Annotated in this window: 16 protein-coding genes; 15 read left to right on the top strand and 1 reads right to left on the bottom strand. The window is 24.7% G+C overall.

The window, feature by feature from the left end; all coding sequences use genetic code 11:
- Positions 1 to 302: 302 nt before the first annotated feature.
- A complete protein-coding gene (locus NY022_RS07990) occupies positions 303 to 683 on the top strand; it encodes a hypothetical protein (protein ID WP_267525095.1) in 381 nt (126 codons plus the stop codon).
- Between the two features lie 530 nt (positions 684 to 1213).
- Here the strand turns inward: NY022_RS07990 and NY022_RS07995 are convergent.
- Positions 1214 to 1651 carry a PH domain-containing protein gene (locus NY022_RS07995; RefSeq protein ID WP_267525097.1) on the bottom strand — a complete coding sequence of 146 codons (438 nt, stop codon included), beginning with the start codon at positions 1649 to 1651 and terminating at the stop codon, positions 1214 to 1216.
- Positions 1652 to 1886: 235 nt separating this feature from the next.
- On the opposite strand from NY022_RS07995, the gene aroQ reads away from it, so the two are divergent.
- The 14 genes from aroQ to NY022_RS08065 all read left to right on the top strand — a co-directional run bounded on the left by aroQ (position 1887) and on the right by NY022_RS08065 (position 16808).
- Entirely contained in the window at positions 1887 to 2378 is a 492-nt protein-coding gene (gene aroQ / locus NY022_RS08000) for a type II 3-dehydroquinate dehydratase (RefSeq protein WP_267525099.1), read from the top strand.
- On the top strand, positions 2378 to 2857 hold the full coding sequence (gene folK, locus NY022_RS08005) for a 2-amino-4-hydroxy-6-hydroxymethyldihydropteridine diphosphokinase (RefSeq protein WP_267525100.1): 480 nt from the start codon (positions 2378 to 2380) through the stop codon (positions 2855 to 2857). The genes aroQ and folK overlap by 1 nt, the downstream gene beginning before the upstream one ends.
- An 8-nt stretch (positions 2858 to 2865) precedes the next feature.
- Positions 2866 to 3966, top strand: a complete 1101-nt coding sequence (locus NY022_RS08010; RefSeq protein ID WP_267525102.1) for a DEAD/DEAH box helicase family protein — start codon at positions 2866 to 2868, stop codon at positions 3964 to 3966.
- A 2-nt stretch (positions 3967 to 3968) separates the two neighbouring features.
- Positions 3969 to 4835, top strand: coding sequence for a P-loop NTPase (locus tag NY022_RS08015; RefSeq protein WP_267525104.1), 867 nt, complete (start codon positions 3969 to 3971; stop codon positions 4833 to 4835).
- A complete protein-coding gene (locus NY022_RS08020) occupies positions 4832 to 5149 on the top strand; it encodes a hypothetical protein (protein ID WP_267525106.1) in 318 nt (105 codons plus the stop codon). Before NY022_RS08015 ends, NY022_RS08020 begins: the two co-directional genes overlap by 4 nt.
- Positions 5150 to 5182: 33 nt before the next feature.
- Positions 5183 to 6130, top strand: a complete 948-nt coding sequence (locus tag NY022_RS08025; protein WP_267525107.1) for a hypothetical protein — start codon at positions 5183 to 5185, stop codon at positions 6128 to 6130.
- Entirely contained in the window at positions 6120 to 6899 is a 780-nt protein-coding gene (locus tag NY022_RS08030) for a FliM/FliN family flagellar motor switch protein (protein ID WP_267525109.1), read from the top strand. The genes NY022_RS08025 and NY022_RS08030 overlap by 11 nt, the downstream gene beginning before the upstream one ends.
- A complete protein-coding gene (locus NY022_RS08035) occupies positions 6896 to 7429 on the top strand; it encodes a TIGR00730 family Rossman fold protein (RefSeq protein WP_267525111.1) in 534 nt (177 codons plus the stop codon). Before NY022_RS08030 ends, NY022_RS08035 begins: the two co-directional genes overlap by 4 nt.
- 117 nt (positions 7430 to 7546) lie before the next feature.
- Positions 7547 to 9766 carry a DNA translocase FtsK gene (locus NY022_RS08040; RefSeq protein WP_267525113.1) on the top strand — a complete coding sequence of 740 codons (2220 nt, stop codon included), beginning with the start codon at positions 7547 to 7549 and terminating at the stop codon, positions 9764 to 9766.
- 21 nt (positions 9767 to 9787) lie between these two features.
- Positions 9788 to 11134, top strand: a complete 1347-nt coding sequence (gene brnQ, locus NY022_RS08045; protein ID WP_267525116.1) for a branched-chain amino acid transport system II carrier protein — start codon at positions 9788 to 9790, stop codon at positions 11132 to 11134.
- A gap of 74 nt (positions 11135 to 11208) precedes the next feature.
- On the top strand, positions 11209 to 12450 hold the full coding sequence (locus tag NY022_RS08050; protein WP_267525118.1) for an OmpA family protein: 1242 nt from the start codon (positions 11209 to 11211) through the stop codon (positions 12448 to 12450).
- Positions 12451 to 12534: 84 nt separating this feature from the next.
- The gene (gene mqnF, locus NY022_RS08055; RefSeq protein ID WP_267525120.1) at positions 12535 to 13716 is read left to right on the top strand and encodes an aminofutalosine deaminase family hydrolase; all 1182 of its coding nucleotides are present in this window, start codon (positions 12535 to 12537) and stop codon (positions 13714 to 13716) included.
- A complete protein-coding gene (gene mnmA / locus NY022_RS08060) occupies positions 13713 to 14717 on the top strand; it encodes a tRNA 2-thiouridine(34) synthase MnmA (RefSeq protein WP_267525121.1) in 1005 nt (334 codons plus the stop codon). The genes mqnF and mnmA overlap by 4 nt, the downstream gene beginning before the upstream one ends.
- A 6-nt stretch (positions 14718 to 14723) precedes the next feature.
- A complete protein-coding gene (locus NY022_RS08065) occupies positions 14724 to 16808 on the top strand; it encodes an RNA degradosome polyphosphate kinase (RefSeq protein ID WP_420707989.1) in 2085 nt (694 codons plus the stop codon).

The following is a 16808-nucleotide window of genomic DNA, read 5'->3' on the forward strand; positions in this document are numbered from 1 at the left end:
TTATCGTTTAGATATGTATGATATAGCTAGATTTTTTGGAGCAACGGATAAATACTGTATATCTTACATAATTGCTTTTGCAATAACATTTGTAGCAACATCAATTATGATATATATTATAAAAAAGCTTAGAAATAAAGCAAATTAAAATAAATTAGACAATATTATCTAAAAAATATATAAAAGATAACTTGTTTTAGGGCTAACAAATGGAAAAATTAAAAAATAAAAATTAAAAAATAAAATTATAGATATATTTGATAAAATTGTATTTATAATTTCTAATTAAGAAAGGATATATTATGTTTGCAGGACTTTTTGCCTTATACGCAGTTATAACAACATTACCTGGAATTTTACTTATGTGGGGAGCATTTTGGATAGCTAAATGGGGTTTGTATGCGGCAGTAATAGGTTTAGTACTTATGATCATTTTTGAAGTATTTCTTGGACCTTTTGATGCACCTGATGCACCTATAAAAGAAGATAAACCTAAAGAACCTACTAAGAAAAAAGCTAGTAAAAAAGCAATTAATAAATGGATAGATCAACAACTTGATGCAGGAGTTGCTGAACTACTAAGAAGAAACCCTAATCTAACTAAAAAACAAATTGATTATGCTAGAGCTAAAGCAAGAGAGCAATTAGTAAACGAATTAAGAAAACATGGAGAAGATATTTAATAAATAGACTTATAAAAATAAGTCTATTTAATAAATTTACGAAATGCTTTAATTGTGACATAGTTTTAGTTTAAAGGCGTTTTTAGGTATAAATCTCCTTACTTTATTTGATGGTTGCCATAAATTTTTTAATAGTGACAGTAATATTAAAATATGATAATTTTTATAAAAGTTATTATATTTTAATATTGTTTATTTTTCAAAAAATAAAATAACTCTAATAATAGATATTAAAACCACTAAATTTAAAACTAAACATAAAAATAGATACAATTTTGTTATATATAAATACGAAGATAAAAACTTTTAAACCTGTTGAAGGTAGTAATTGAAATTTATAATACGCTAAAAATAGCTTCAAAAATATCTTTGTAATTATAGAAAGATTATTTATGTTTTTAATTGTATGGACTTTATTTAGTTAAAGTGTTTTTACAGGTTTGATATGTTAATGTAATTTTATGAGATATTTTTAATTAACAAAACTTAAATTATTATTTAAATCATAATTTAAGTTTTTAAAGCTTGCTTTATTTTGATAATTTATTTTCTATATATTCATCTACACTTTTTTTGAATTTTATTGGTTCACCAATAAAAGGAACAGGTGCAGAAGAACCAGCACCATTTATAAATATTGTGCCAAAATTAAAAATCCTACCAAGAATTCCTTGACCAACTCTGATACTTTCTATTTTTTCTAATCTTAGCTCTATTGTATCTCTTCTAATAAAGCCAAATTTAGCTATAACTTTTCTATTTGTTAAAGCAAGTTCTGTTGTTGTAATGATAACGAACATACGAAGTAAAAGAAAGATGATAAATATAGCAATAAAAGGATGAATAGCAATACTTAAAATTGCTAAAACTAAAATAGCAAATAAATCACCTATAAAAGCAAAAACACTAACTTTGGCTTTTAAAACAACGCTTTCATTTGTGCCTAAAACTTGTTCTACGTAAGACATAAAAACTCCTTAAAAAAATTAAAAAAGAGTATTTTACCCCCCCCTTATTTTAAATTTAGCTTAAATTTTGAAAATATTTGATTTTTAAGTTTTTTATTTTAAATTTTAATAATTTATAAATAATTTTAAATGACATTTCAAATCTTAATTAAATTTATTCTTTAATATTCTCAAGTAACCTATATTAAAATTTAAAACTTATAATAAACCATAAAATTATTTTAAAGGATATAAAATGAAAATTATGGTAATTCAAGGACCAAATTTAAATATGCTTGGTCAAAGAGACCCTAGAATTTACGGAACTATGACTATGGCTCAAATACATGAACAAATGAGTTTAGCTGCTAAGGAAAGTAATGTTGATATAGAGTTTTATCAAAGCAATTATGAAGGCGAAATAATTGATAAAATCCAAGAGTGTGTTGGAACTTGCGATGCAATAATATTAAATGCAGGTGGGTATACTCATACCTCTATTGCGATTGCTGATGCTATTGCTGCTTGTGGTATGCCTGTAATTGAAATTCATATTAGCAATATTTACGCTAGAGAAGATTATAGACGCAAAAGTTTATTAAGCCCTGTGTGTGCTGGTACTATAAGTGGTTTTGGACCATTTGGTTATCATTTAGCTTTACTTAGTGCTATTCAGATGGTGCAACAACAACGCGTATTTATAGCAGCTCAAGAAGAGGCTAGAAAAGCAGCAGAAAATAATGCTTAATGAGCAATATAAAGGTTTTTGAAGCTAAATATTTTAAAAGGATTAAATTTTATCCTTATTTTAAAAAAACAAATAGAAAATATAAATATGAAGCTTTAATATCCCTTGGTTCTAATATAGAGCCTGAATGTGAGCGATATGTAAAATTATTTAGAAAGATTTTATGTGATAGGAGAATATTTGTTACACAAAGTTCTCCTTTATTAATAAATGAAGCTTTTGGCTATAAAGAGCAAAAAGATTTTACTAATGCTTTAATGTTTTTAAAGACTAGCGTTCATGTAAGAGAACTTTTAAAAGTTTTACAGCATTATGAAAATATTTTTAAGCGTAAAAGAAGTTTTAAAAATGCACCTAGAACTCTTGATTTAGATATTGTTTTTTTTAGTTCAAAAACATATAATGATAAAAGGTTAATTTTACCACATGTGGGAGCTTATGATAGAATAAGTATCAATGTAATTTTAGGTGTTATGTAGGGAAATTTATGGCTATTAGATATGATAGTTTTCAAGTAGAGGAAAATAAAAATTATTTAGCCTATGTTAGAAATATTTATGGTGAAGATGCAAAAATCATAAAAATAGAGCAGGTAAAAAAACGCACACTCGATAGTGTTGGTATAATTAAAATTTTTGTTTGTTTTGATGATTGTAAAGATAAGAGCGATGTAAGTGATAATAAAATTAATTTTAAGGCAAATGATGATAATTTATTAAATAATATTAATAGCAAGATTGATTATTTAATGAATATGCGTTGGAAAGAATTAGCACCTTATAGAAATAATTTAGATATTCCACCTGAATTTACATTTATTTATGAAAAAGCTAAAACAAGCGGTATGTTGCAAAGTCATTTAGAGGAAATAATGGTTTCAACTTTTAAAAATATGCCTAAAGAATTTTTAAATAACAAAGAAGCTATTAGTGTATATTTTAAAACTCTACTTAAAAATATGATAACTTGTAAAGATATTTTGGAGTCTAAAAGTCAAAAAATAATAATGCTAGTAGGTCCAACTGGAGTTGGTAAAACTACCACATTAGCTAAATTAGCACATAGATATGCTTATAATAATAGATATAAAACAGCTGTTATAAATCTTGATAATTTTAGATTAGGTGCTAGAAGTCAATTAGATGAATATGTAAATATAATGAAATTACCTATAAGATATGCTAATAATAGTAATGAATTGCAAAATAGTATTGAAATTTTAAGCGAATATGACATTATTTTAATAGATTCTACAGGTAACTCACAAAACGATAAAATTAAATTAGAAAAGCTAGAAAGTTATTTACTAAATACTAAATTTAATATTAATGTTAGTTTAGTTTTAAGTGCTGGTATGAAGTATGATGACTTGTATGAAATTTTTAAAGCATTTGATGTTTTAAATATAGATAATTTTATTTTTACAAAATTTGATGAAACAAAAACTTTTGGCAATGTTTTTTCGTTGGTATTTAATACTAAAAAACCATTGTCTTTTTTTTCTATTGGGCAAAATGTCCCAGATGATATAGTGATTGCTAATAGTGATTATTTAACAGATTGTATTTTAAATGGGTTTAAAGGATAATAATGCAAACTCAAGCTGATAAATTAAAAGAATTAATGAAAAATGAAAGTATAAAAAATCGTAAAAATACTAAGTTTATTGCGGTTACTAGTGGAAAGGGTGGTGTTGGAAAAAGCACAATAAGTGCAAATATGGCAAATTTGTTATCTTGTAGTGGATATAAAGTCGGATTATTTGATGCTGATATAGGATTAGCGAATTTAGATGTTATTTTGGGTGTTAATGTTGAAAAAAATTTATTACATGTATTAAAAGGTGAATGTAAATTAGCAGATATTATTGTGGAAATAAAACCGAATTTAAAACTAATCCCAGGTGATAGTGGTGAAGAGATATTTGAATATAATAAGTCTAATTATTTTGATGCATTTTTAGATGATTCTAATTTGCTTGATGATTTAGATTTTTTAATTATTGATACAGGAGCTGGTATAGGTGGCACCACACTTCATTTTTTATCATTATGTGATGAAATAATAGTTGTAACTACGGCAGATCCAGCTGCTATTACTGATGCTTATGCTACTATAAAAGCTAGTTTTAGTATAAGTAAGTCATTTTTGATGATATTTAATATGGTAAAAAATGAAAGAGAGGCTTTAAATTTATTTAATAATATAAATAAAGTAGCAAAAGCAAATATATCACCTGATATAAATTTAACATTTTTAGGACATATAGATAGCTCTTTAAATGTTGTTGATTATATTAAAAATAGAAAATTATTTTCACAAGCATATTCTAAGGATACAAATAATTTAAAAAAGGCAGTTAATAATTTATTAGCAAAATTAGAAAAAGAAAAATTAAAAGAATCTAAATCTAAAACTATTAAAAGTTTTTTTATAAAAATGATGGATAAGATATGAAAAATGATAAATTTATAGTATTGATAGCTATATTATGTGGTTTTTTCATAGGATTAGTTGCTGGTATTGTGAAATTTAACAATATTATTTTAATATTAATTTTTACTTTATTGTTTATGTATATTTTTTATATTTTTAGTTATATTATGATAATAATTTTTATTTATTTTGATAAGCAGGAAACTAAAAAAATAAAATCTAATAAAATATTAGATGAAAATATTTTTAATGAATTTAAAATTAAGGAAGAAAAAATAAAATTAACAATAAAAGATATTAAAGAAGAGTTATTAAATAAATATGAAAACATTTAATATCATATTTTAAATTGTTTTTTAAGGCAATATATGAATAATTTATTGAGTACTGATGAAATAAATGCTTTGTTAAACTTTGATACTTTTTCAAATATTGATGAGATTAGTGATGAGTATGAAATATTTAAATATCATTTAGATAATATTAAAGTTTTAGATAAATCGCAAATAAATATTTTATATAATACCCATAATAAATTTATTAAAAATATTAGTAAAGAATTATCATTATTGCTTGATGATAAAATAACAATAAATTTAATTAATATAGAAATATCTCAATATGATAATTTTGTTTCAAGTGTTTTTAATCCTACTAGTTATAATACATTTTTGATAAATTCATTTAATGAAAAATGTATTTTAGAAATTAATTCTAATTTAATTTTTAATTTTATTGATAAAATGATGGGTGGAAATAGTATAAATTTGGGTAATAATAAGAATTTTACTCAAATTGAATTAAATTTGTTAAATTTAATATTAAAAATTATTTTAGAAAATTTAAAATATATTTTAAATTTACAAAGTATTGTTGTATGTGATACACAAAATTCTACTAAAAATATTAAAGACATAGATGATGATAAAGAATTTTTAGTTGTGTCAATGCAAGTTTGTGGTAATAATTTTACAAATATGATTAATTTATGTTATCCATGTGATATTATAAAAAATGTATTAAATAATAATATTGATAAAAATATAGCATTTAATTTAAATTTAAATTGTGAAGTTAATTTACAACCACAAAAAATATCTATTTGTGATTTTTTAGAATTAGAATGCGATGATATTGTTTTTTTTAAAAATACTGATGAAGTTGTTGTTAGTCTAGAAAATAAAAATATTTTTAATGGTAATACTTTTGAGGATAATGGTTTTAAAAAAGTAAAAATAAATAATGTATATGATAATATTATCAAACAAGACATAAATTTAAAAATATTAAAACACAAGGGTATATATGACAAATAGTTTTTTAGATTCTTTTTTAAAAGCTTGTGAAATTGTATTAAAGCAATTAAGTGATAAAGAATTATCAATTAAAAAATCAGAAAAAGATAAAAATATTTTAAATAATTCATTTCTTATGGCTAATTTTAGCTATAAAAATATGAATTTTTCTATTTTAATAGGTTCAAAAATAATATCTTTGGTTTTAAATTATTTAATATATGATAAAGAAAATATAAGTGAATTAAATAATATTGATTTATTAACTGGTAAAGATATATTAAATGATATTTTTAGAAAATTTTTAAATATTTTAAATAATAATAAATACAATGATTATAATTTAAATTCCTTTGAAATTTTAAATACTTATCCTGATTTTAATAAATTCTACTTGTTGTTTTCTTATTATGTTTATTGTAATAAATTAGTTGATAAAATTGATTTAGCTATTGATTTTGAAGCATATAAAAATTTATATTCTATAAATGATAGTATGATACAAAATGAAAAAATTGATACTTATAATAATAAAACTTTAGATACATTTATGAATATGAAGTTGCCATTAAGAGTTAAGGTTGGGGGTTGCAAAATACCATTAAAAGAAGTATTTAATCTAAATTTAGGTTATATAATGCAATTAGAACAAAAAGTTGATGAACCATTAGAAATTTTTGTACATGACAAACTTTTTGCTAAGGGAAAATTTGTTGTGGTTAATGGAGTATTTGGTATAAAAATTATAGAAATTATCAATAAAAAAGAGAGGTTAGATTATATTAAATGAAAAAAAATATTACTATTTTTGGTTCGGCAAGATTTGAAGATGACAATATTTATTGTAAAAAAGCTTATGAATTAGGGAAAATTTTAGCTAAAAATGGATATTCTATCGTAACAGGAGGTGGCCCTGGGATTATGATGGCAGCTAATAAAGGTGCTTATGAGATTGGTGGTGTTGAAAGTATAGGGATTAATATAAAGTTGCCATTTGAACAAGTGCCTAATAAATTTTGTACTAAAACATATATTTATGATGATTTGTCTCTTAGAAAAAAAGCTCTTATGGAAAGTGAAATAATTGTGATTTTTCCAGGTGGTTACGGTACACTTGATGAATTTTTTGAAGTATTAACACTAACACAAACAAATTTAAAAAAATATAAAATAATCTTATTTGATGAAAAATTTTATTCTTCTTTAGTAGATTTTTTTAAAAATGTATTATTAGAACATAAAGCTATATCAAGCGATTCTTTGGATATATTTAAAATTGCGAATACGATTGATGAAATTTTAGAATTTATTAAAGAATAATTTAAATACAAAAAGTTACATTTTTTTGAAAAAACTATAAAAAAATTAAAAAAAATATATTATTTTTTTATAATAAAGGTATTATTAAATATTTTACATAGGATTAAAGACTAAGAGATGAAAAAAGAGATTATATTTATATTTAGTTCATTTTTAATTTTTTATTTTTCTATAGGATTATTTTTAAAGGAATCTACCGGATTTTTATTGCTTAGTTTTTATTTTGCTAAGTTTTTAAAATATATGATAGGTGATTTATCTTATTTATTTTTATTATTATTTTTAGCTAATTTTTTATATTTAAAAAATGATTTTAGATATGTTTATAAATTTTCAATCAATATGTTTTTAGTATGTTTTTTATTTGGTATTTTATTAAGTTCAATTATAGATTTAGGTATTTTAAATTTATTAGGAATATTAAAGTTATTTTTTATAGTTTTAATACTTTGTGTTTTGTTATATTTAAATTTTTCTTATATATGTAATATTAAGAATATCAAATTTAATAATAAAAATACTATTTTAAATAATGAAAAAAATATTAAATTTAATAAAAAAATTGATATAAAAGATGATGTTGTATACGAAACAAAAAAAACTATAAATATTGATAATGATAAGGAAATATTAAAAGATTTAGGTGATATACAATTTGTTAGAGTAAATAATATTAATGATGTTGAAACAATAGAAAAGGAATTAGAGCCTTTATTTTTAGAAAAGGAAACTATAAATTATAATGTTGAAAATACAAATCAAGATGAAGATATAATAAATTTAAATGCTGAAATAGACAATAATGAAGAAAGCGTGATTATAGAAGAATTAGAGCATCAAAGTTTTGTCCCTAAGGCAGGTAAAAAAATTGAAATTTTAAGCGAACTTGAAGAAAACAAGGCAATTTTAAGCGAATTAGAGTTAGGAACTGTTGAAATTCCAAAAGATTTTGAATTACCTAATGTAGAATTATTAGATATACCTGAAAATAAAGAGATTATAATTGATGAAGATGAATTAGATGAAAAGATTAATGAACTTTTAGCAAAACTAAAACATTTTAAAATAGATGGAGATGTTGTTAAAACTTATTGGGGTCCGGTTGTTACTACATTTGAGTTTAAACCAGCAGCTGATGTTAAGCTTAGTAAAATTTCAAGTCTTTCAGATGACTTAGCTATGGCACTTAAAGCTACAAGTATTAGAATCCAAGCACCAATTCCAGGAAAGGATGTAGTAGGAATTGAAATTCCAAATAAAACATCTCAAACAATAAATATAAGAACTATGTTTGAAGATAATTTATTTATTAAAAGTAAAAGCAAGTTAACGATAGCATTAGGTAAAGATATAGTTGGTAATACATTTATTACGGATTTAAAAAAGTTACCGCATTTACTAATAGCAGGAACCACAGGAAGTGGAAAGAGCGTTGGAATAAATGCTATGATTTTAAGTTTGCTATATAAAAATACGCCAAGAACTTTAAGGTTGTTAATGATAGACCCTAAGATGCTTGAATTTTCAATGTATAATGAAATTCCACATTTATTAACCCCAGTTATAACAAGACCAGAAAAAGCAACTATAGCTTTAAAAAATATGGTTTTAGAGATGGAAAGGCGTTATGAATTAATGTCAAATGTTCATACAAAAAATATAGATAATTTTAATGAAAAAGCACCTAAATTAGGATTAGAACCACTAGCTTATATTGTTATTATTATTGATGAGTTAGCTGATTTGATGATGACTGGTGGAAAAGAAGTTGAAGTTTATATAGCAAGACTTGCACAAATGGCAAGAGCAGCTGGAATTCATCTAATAGTAGCAACGCAACGCCCAAGTGTTGATGTAATTACAGGTTTAATTAAAGCAAATTTACCAAGTCGCCTGAGCTATAAAGTTAGTACTCAAACTGATAGTAAGGTTATTTTAGACACTAAAGGTGCTGAGAGTTTGCTTGGGCGTGGTGATAGTTTATTTACACCCCCTGGAGTAAGTTCAATCGTAAGACTTCACGCACCATTTGCTAGTGAAGATGAAATTATTAAAGTAGTAGAACATTTAAAAAGCCAAGAAAAAGTATCTTATGATGAAAGTATTTTACAAGATAGTAGTATAACTAATACTTATGTGGTTGATAATAATGATGCTTTAGATGAAAAATTTGAAGAAGCAGTAAGAATTATGAGAGAGAGCAATAAAACAAGTATCTCATACATACAAAGGCAGCTGAATATAGGATATAACAGAGCAGCTAATATTATAGAGCAATGTGAAAAACAAGGGATTTTGAGTGAGCCAAATACAAAAGGAGTAAGAACATTATTATGAAATTTATTTTAAAGGAGAAATATGAGTAATTTTACTAGAAAAGAATTTTTTGTTGTAGCTTTAATGCTATTTGCTATGTTTTTTGGTGCAGGTAACTTTATTTTGCCACCAATGTTAGGAAAGGAAGCTGGTGAAAATTTTTATGTAGCTATTTTATTTTTTTGTGCTACTGGCGTTGTTTTACCGGTTTTAGGAGTTGCAGCAGTTGCTAGAGCTGGAACATTAAAAGATTTATCAAGCAGGGTATCGCCATTATTTGCTTTAATTTTTGTCGCAGCGATTTATATATCAATAGGACCAGCACTTGCAATCCCTAGAGCAAGTAATATGCCTTATGAGATTATGATTGCACCTTATGTAGAAAATTTAGATTTTAAATTTGGCGTAATTGATGGAAAATTGTTTATTTATAGTTGTATTTATTTTGCATTAAATTATTATGTTTGTATAAACCCTAGTAAGGTTTTAAATACATTAGGAAGATATTTAACACCTATTTTATTAACTTTAATTGCAGTATTTTTTATCACAGCTTTATTTGTTACAGATGTAAACATAGCAAGTGCTAGTGAAAGATATACAAAACATGCAGTTGCAACCGCATTCGTAGAAGGCTATCAAACAATGGATGCTTTAGCGGCTTTAGTTTTTGGTATTAGTGTTGTTGCAGCACTTAAAACTTATGGAATTAATGATGAAAAGAAATTATCAGTAATTACTGTTAAGGCTGGATTATTTGCTGGTGTTATTTTAATGATTGTTTATATTTTATTAGGTTATTTAGGTTATATCTACGGAAATACATTTTCAGCTGAAAATGGTGCTGTTTTGTTATCTAGTATTAGTAATGATTTATTCGGACATTTTGGAAGGATTATTTTAGGATTTACTGCATTACTTGCTTGTATTACGACTACAATAGGACTAATAAATTCAACAAGTGTGTATTTTTCAAGTGTTACTAAAATTAAATATAAAACTTGGGTAATATTATGGGTTGTAATTAGTTTAATTATTGCAAATTATGGCTTAACTCAAATTCTTAAATTTAGTGTCCCAGTTTTAATTGCAATATATCCAATAGCTATTGTTTTAATTATTTTATCTTTAATTAATAATCTAATTGATAGTAGCAAAATTGTTTATTGTGCTACAGTTTATACAGCAGCTCTTATAGGAATTTTAAACGCACTTGATTTATCAGGTTTTACAATTGGTGAAACAAAGATTTTAGATTTAATTGGAGTTAGTCCTATTTTATTAAAACTACCTTTCTATGATGCAATGTTAGGCTGGGTTGTGCCTGTTATAGTTATGTTTGCAATATCATTTATAATTTATTCTATAAAGAAGAAAGATAATTATTAATAAATTTATAATTATTTTTTACTTTTATTTAATATTTGTTTATATAATTTCTCCTTTCAATATAAGGAGAAATTATGAAAACTAAAATTAAATTATGTTTTTTATCAACATTATTAGTTGGTCTTAGTGCTTGTAGCCAAAATTATGGTAGTTATAATTTTACACAAAATGATGTGGCAAGACAGCTTTTAGTTGACCCAAAAATAATAGAAAAACCTATTCAAAATAGCAATAATAATTCTTTAAATTCTAATTATCAACAAAATAATTATACTGTACCTAATACTTACGATGCACCTAATAATACGCCAAATAACGCTAAATTAAGACAACAGCAAGGACAAAATCAGCAAGATGACGGATTAGACGATAATGACATGCAAAACGATAACTTCACACAAAAAAGTTATTCTACACAAAGTAAATTTCAAAAAACTTTATTTTTGTTAGATGCATCTGGCAGTATGGATCTTATTGACTATGGCAATAATAACAATACAAGAATTGATTCAGCAAAAGAAGTTATAAGAGATATTATTAGTAATTTATCGGCTGATAAAACAAGTGCATCTTTAATTAAATTTGGCAATTCTTGTCAAACTAGTGTTGTAAATGATTTTACAACTGATAAAAACAAACTTATAAATTCACTAAATTCAATAAGAGCTAGTGGTTCAACTCCTTTAGCGAAGGCTATTTTAGAAGCTTCAAATATAGTTGCAAATGATGATACAAATATTAATGTGATTTTATTAAGTGATGGTGAAGAAACTTGTAATGGCAATCCTTTAGAAGCAGTCAAAACATTTGTAAGGGATAATCCTAATTCTACAATTAGCATTTATATAGTTGGTTATTCTGTTGATGAAAGTACTAAAAGACAATTAGAGCAATTAGTTGTAGGCAATGGAAAATATTATGATGTAAAAAATCAAAGTGAATTAATTAAAGCCTTAGAAAAAATTACAAATGAGCTAAATATTTCTAATAATTATCAATATAGCATACAATTTGATAATAATAGCATAGTTATTAAACCAGAGTTTAAAGACAGTATAGAAGATTTTGCTGACTATGTTATAAGTAATGATTTAAAGGCGATTATAAGAGGTCATGCTGATAGTGTTGGTTCTAGTGCTATAAATAAACAAATATCAAAACAAAGAGCTTATGAGGTAAAAAAAGAATTAATAAAGCTAGGTGTAGATAATAATAATATAAAAGTTGAAAGTTATTCTGATACAAAACCTATCGATACAAACAATACTGAAGATGGTAGATATCGTAATCGTAGGGTTGAATTAATAGCACAATGATTATTTAATTTATAAATTTAAATTAACTTATTTTATAAAACTACTACTTAATCCTTTTTTGTAATAATATGAAAAAGGATTAAAATGATTAATATTATTAAAGTTAAAGCCATTTTAGATTTTAGTAAAAAAGATTATATTTTATATAATAAAGTCATAGTTTTTGATGATAAAATCATAGGAATAATGGATTTTGATGAAGCTATTAAAATTTATAAAAATGCTAATATTTTAGACTATGGTAATTATATTTTAAGTCCGGTTTTTTGTAATATTCATTCGCATTTAGAATTTTGTACTTCAAGACTTGATTATGGTAATTTTACTTTATGGCTTGAGAGTATTATTAAAAATCGTGAGAATATAAATAAAGAAATATTAGAAAAAGAAATTGATAAAAATATAAATATTATGTTACATAGTGGGGTTGGATACTTAGGTGAGATATCGAGTTTTGGAGGAGAGCTTGAAATTCTTTCAAAAAGTAAGATCAAAAGCATAATATTTCATGAAATTTTAGGTGCTAATAAAAGTGTGGCACAAAAAAATATAGACTTTTTTTGTGATAGGTTTAATCGTTATTCAAATTTAAAAAATAATATATCATTACATAGCCCATATTCTATATGTGATGAGGTTTATGATTTTGCTATAAATTATGCCAAAAACAATGATTTATTAATATCAACTCATTTTATGGAAAGTATTGATGAAAAAAATTATTTAAATGGTAAAAAAAATAAATTTAGCAATTATTTAAAAAGCTTTAACCCTAGTAGGTTGACTAGAAATTTTTTAAGAGATTTTTATGATTTAAAAGCTATTTTTACACATTGTAATTATGTAGATGATTTTAGTATTTTTAATAATAATCATATTATTACTACATGTGCTAGGTCAAATCGTTATTTAGGTTCTAAAAAAATAAATTTAAAAAATGTTTTGAAAAACAATATTAAATTATCATTAGGAACAGATGGGCTTAGCTCTAATGATAGTCTTAATTTTTTTGATGAATTAAGGGCTAATATTATTTTACATAATGAGTTTGATTTAGAAAAAATAGCTTATATTTTATTTAAAACAGCTACATATGATAATGCACATTTATTTTTAAATGGATTTAATCCGTTAGAATATGGAGCCTGTGCTGATTTTATGTTATTAGATGATTTTGGATATGATAAAAGTCAGATTTTAATACAGACAATTTTAAGAAACAAGGAAGTAAAACAAATGTTTTTAGATGGAAAGGAAATTTTATGAAAATAGTTTTAGCAATGAGTGGTGGAGTTGATAGTTCATATACTGCGTTAAAACTAAAAGAGCAAGGACACGAAGTTTATGGGATTTATATGAAACTTCATAATAAGGCAAATTATCACGAAAAAAATATTGAAAATGTTAGAAAAGTCAGTGAATTTTTAGGTATTGATTATGAAGTTTTAAATTTAGAAGAGCGTTTTAATGAATTTGTTTTTACACCATTTTTAAATATTTATAAAGATGGAAAAACCCCAAATCCATGTGCGTTATGCAATCGTTTTATAAAATTAGGGGCATTATTAGATTTAGCTAAGAGTAAAAATGCTATTTTAGCTACTGGACATTATGCACAAATTGTAAATAATATGCTAAAAAAGGCTGTAGATTTAAGTAAAGACCAAACATATTTTTTAGCTAATGTTGATAAAGACAGTCTAAAAGATGTTATGTTTTTCTTGGGGGATAAATTTAAAAAAGACATAAAAGAAAACGCATTAAAAATACCAATTTTAAAATCAATTAGTGAGCAAAAAGAAAGTAGTGAGATTTGTTTTGTTAGTAATACATACACTGATGTTTTAAGAGAACATATTAATGTTGATAATAAAGGGCTAGTAAAAAATACTAAAGGAGAAATTGTAGGAGAGCATGATGGATATATGCATTATACCATCGGTAAAAGGAGAGGCTTTAGTGTAAAAGGTGCATTAACACCACATTATGTTATAAAGATAAATCCAAATGAAAATGAAATAATTGTAGGTAGTAAGGATGAGCTTTATGTAAATGAGTTTGAATTAGCAAATTTAAATTCATTTTGCGATTTTGATAATATAAAATGTAAAGTAAAAATTCGCTACAATACCACCGAAGTATCTTGTACCTTAAATGCATTTAATAAAAAGGTAATTTTAGATGAAAGCGTTTTTGCATTAGCAAGTGGACAATTAGCAGTTTTTTATAAAGATGATTTTGTTGTAGCGAGTGGTTTTATAAAATAGGTGGAGATTAAAATGAGAAGGGATTTGCTTTTTAATAGGGAACTTTCTTGGCTTAAATTTAATACAAGGGTATTAAATCAATGTAGTAAAAATATACCATTGTTAGAAAAATTAAGATTTGTTGTAATTTATTGTACAAATTTAGATGAGTTTTATATGATTAGAGTTGCAGGGTTAAAGCAACTTTTTGCAGCTGGTGTTGTCCCAGCTAATGAAATATCACCACTAGAGCAGTTAAATGCTATTCGTGAGTATTTACATCATGAAAAAGAAACATTGGAAAATTATTATTTTTCTATAATGAAAGAATTAGAAAATGCTAAAGTGTATTTAAAAAATTATAATGAATTAACTAGAAATCAAAGGGGCAAGGCAAAGGAATATTTTTTTAGTACCATAGTTCCTGTGATTGTTCCTATAGCAGTAGATTCTACACACCCTTTTCCACCTCTTAATAATCTTTCATTTTCATTAGTTTTAAAACTTAGTAGCGATACTGATAAACATCATAAATTTGCAATGATTAGAATCCCTAGAGTTTTACCTAGATTTTATGAGGCAGATACAGGGCTTTTTGTCCCTATTGAAAGTATTGTAAAAGAACACATTGAAGAAATATTCCCAGGTTATAAGCTTGAACAAAGTGCTGCTTTTAGGGTAACTAGAAATGCTGATATTGTCATAGAGGAAGAAGAAGCAGATGATTTTATGATGTTACTTGAACAAGGTTTAAAATTAAGAAGAAAAGGTGCTTATGTTAGGATTCAAATAGAGCAGGGTGCAAGTGATGAATTAAAAAATTTTTTAAGCTCACATCTTAAAGTATTTAATAAGGATATTTATGAATACAGGACTCCATTAGCACTCAGCTCAATGCTTCAAATTGTAAATAATAAAGAATTAAGTCATTTGTGTCATATATCTTATATACCTAAAATTTTGCCACCATTTGATGAAAATATGAGTATTTTTGATGTAATAGAAAAACAAGATGTTTTATGTTATCAGCCTTATGAAAGTTTTGACCCTGTAGCATCATTTATTAAAGATGCTAGTAAGGACCCTCGTACAATATCAATTAGAATGACGCTTTATAGGGTTGAAAAAAATTCACAAATTATTAGAGCCTTAATGGATGCTGCAAATGATGGCAAACAAGTTACTGTTATGGTTGAACTTAAAGCTCGTTTTGATGAAGAAAATAACCTTTATTGGGCTAAGGAATTAGAAAATGCTGGAGCTCATGTAGTTTATGGAATAGCAGGTTTTAAAGTTCATGCAAAAATTGCTCAAGTTATAAGACAAATGGATGATGGTAGTCTTAAATTTTATGCGCATTTAGGGACAGGAAATTATAATGGTAATACTGCTAAAGTATATACAGATGTTAGTTTTTTTACATCAAATTTTGATATAGCAAATACTGATATTACAGCATTTTTTACGATTTTAACTGGGTATTGTAAAAACAAGCAATTAAGAGTTTTATCTATGAGTCCTTTTCAGATAAAAGAAAAGGTTTTAAGAATGATAAAAACTGAAAGTTTAGCTGGAAAAAACGGTGAGATAATTATGAAAATGAACTCTTTGGTAGATGATGATATTATCAAAGCACTTTATGAAGCATCTAATAAAGGAGTTAATATAAAATTAATTGTTCGTGGAATTTGTTGTCTTATACCAAAAATGAAAGGTCATAGTGAAAATATTAGAGTAATTAGTATCGTTGGAAAATATCTTGAACATGCTAGAATTTTCTATTTTAAACATGCTACACCTCAATATTATATAAGTAGTGCTGATATGATGCCAAGAAATTTAGAGCGTCGTTTAGAAATAATGACCCCTATTTTAAATGAAAGTTTACATGCAAAACTTGCTGAAATTTTAAGGTTGCAATTAAGTGATAATCAGTTAGCTTACGAATTAGATGAAAATGGAATTTATAAAAGAGTAGAAAATAATGAAAATCCTATAGATTCTCAAGCTATTTTAGAAAGTTATATAAGCGGTATTTATAAAAGCTTTAAAAAGGGACGAGATAAAGAAAAAGCAAATCAACTAGCTCAGAAATTTTTTAGAGAAAATTAA

Source organism: Campylobacter sp. MG1 (assembly GCF_026616895.1).
Classification (GTDB): domain Bacteria; phylum Campylobacterota; class Campylobacteria; order Campylobacterales; family Campylobacteraceae; genus Campylobacter_E.

Excerpts from the sequence above, each read along its gene's own strand:
- NY022_RS07990 (WP_267525095.1), top strand. The coding sequence starts at position 303 with ATGTTTGCAGGACTTTTTGCCTTATACGCAGTTATAACAACATTACCT.
- NY022_RS07995 (WP_267525097.1), bottom strand. The coding sequence starts at position 1,651 with ATGTCTTACGTAGAACAAGTTTTAGGCACAAATGAAAGCGTTGTTTTA.
- aroQ (WP_267525099.1), top strand. The coding sequence starts at position 1,887 with ATGAAAATTATGGTAATTCAAGGACCAAATTTAAATATGCTTGGTCAA.
- folK (WP_267525100.1), top strand. The coding sequence starts at position 2,378 with ATGAGCAATATAAAGGTTTTTGAAGCTAAATATTTTAAAAGGATTAAA.
- NY022_RS08010 (WP_267525102.1), top strand. The coding sequence starts at position 2,866 with ATGGCTATTAGATATGATAGTTTTCAAGTAGAGGAAAATAAAAATTAT.
- NY022_RS08015 (WP_267525104.1), top strand. The coding sequence starts at position 3,969 with ATGCAAACTCAAGCTGATAAATTAAAAGAATTAATGAAAAATGAAAGT.
- NY022_RS08020 (WP_267525106.1), top strand. The coding sequence starts at position 4,832 with ATGAAAAATGATAAATTTATAGTATTGATAGCTATATTATGTGGTTTT.
- NY022_RS08025 (WP_267525107.1), top strand. The coding sequence starts at position 5,183 with ATGAATAATTTATTGAGTACTGATGAAATAAATGCTTTGTTAAACTTT.
- NY022_RS08030 (WP_267525109.1), top strand. The coding sequence starts at position 6,120 with ATGACAAATAGTTTTTTAGATTCTTTTTTAAAAGCTTGTGAAATTGTA.
- NY022_RS08035 (WP_267525111.1), top strand. The coding sequence starts at position 6,896 with ATGAAAAAAAATATTACTATTTTTGGTTCGGCAAGATTTGAAGATGAC.
- NY022_RS08040 (WP_267525113.1), top strand. The coding sequence starts at position 7,547 with ATGAAAAAAGAGATTATATTTATATTTAGTTCATTTTTAATTTTTTAT.
- brnQ (WP_267525116.1), top strand. The coding sequence starts at position 9,788 with ATGAGTAATTTTACTAGAAAAGAATTTTTTGTTGTAGCTTTAATGCTA.
- NY022_RS08050 (WP_267525118.1), top strand. The coding sequence starts at position 11,209 with ATGAAAACTAAAATTAAATTATGTTTTTTATCAACATTATTAGTTGGT.
- mqnF (WP_267525120.1), top strand. The coding sequence starts at position 12,535 with ATGATTAATATTATTAAAGTTAAAGCCATTTTAGATTTTAGTAAAAAA.
- mnmA (WP_267525121.1), top strand. The coding sequence starts at position 13,713 with ATGAAAATAGTTTTAGCAATGAGTGGTGGAGTTGATAGTTCATATACT.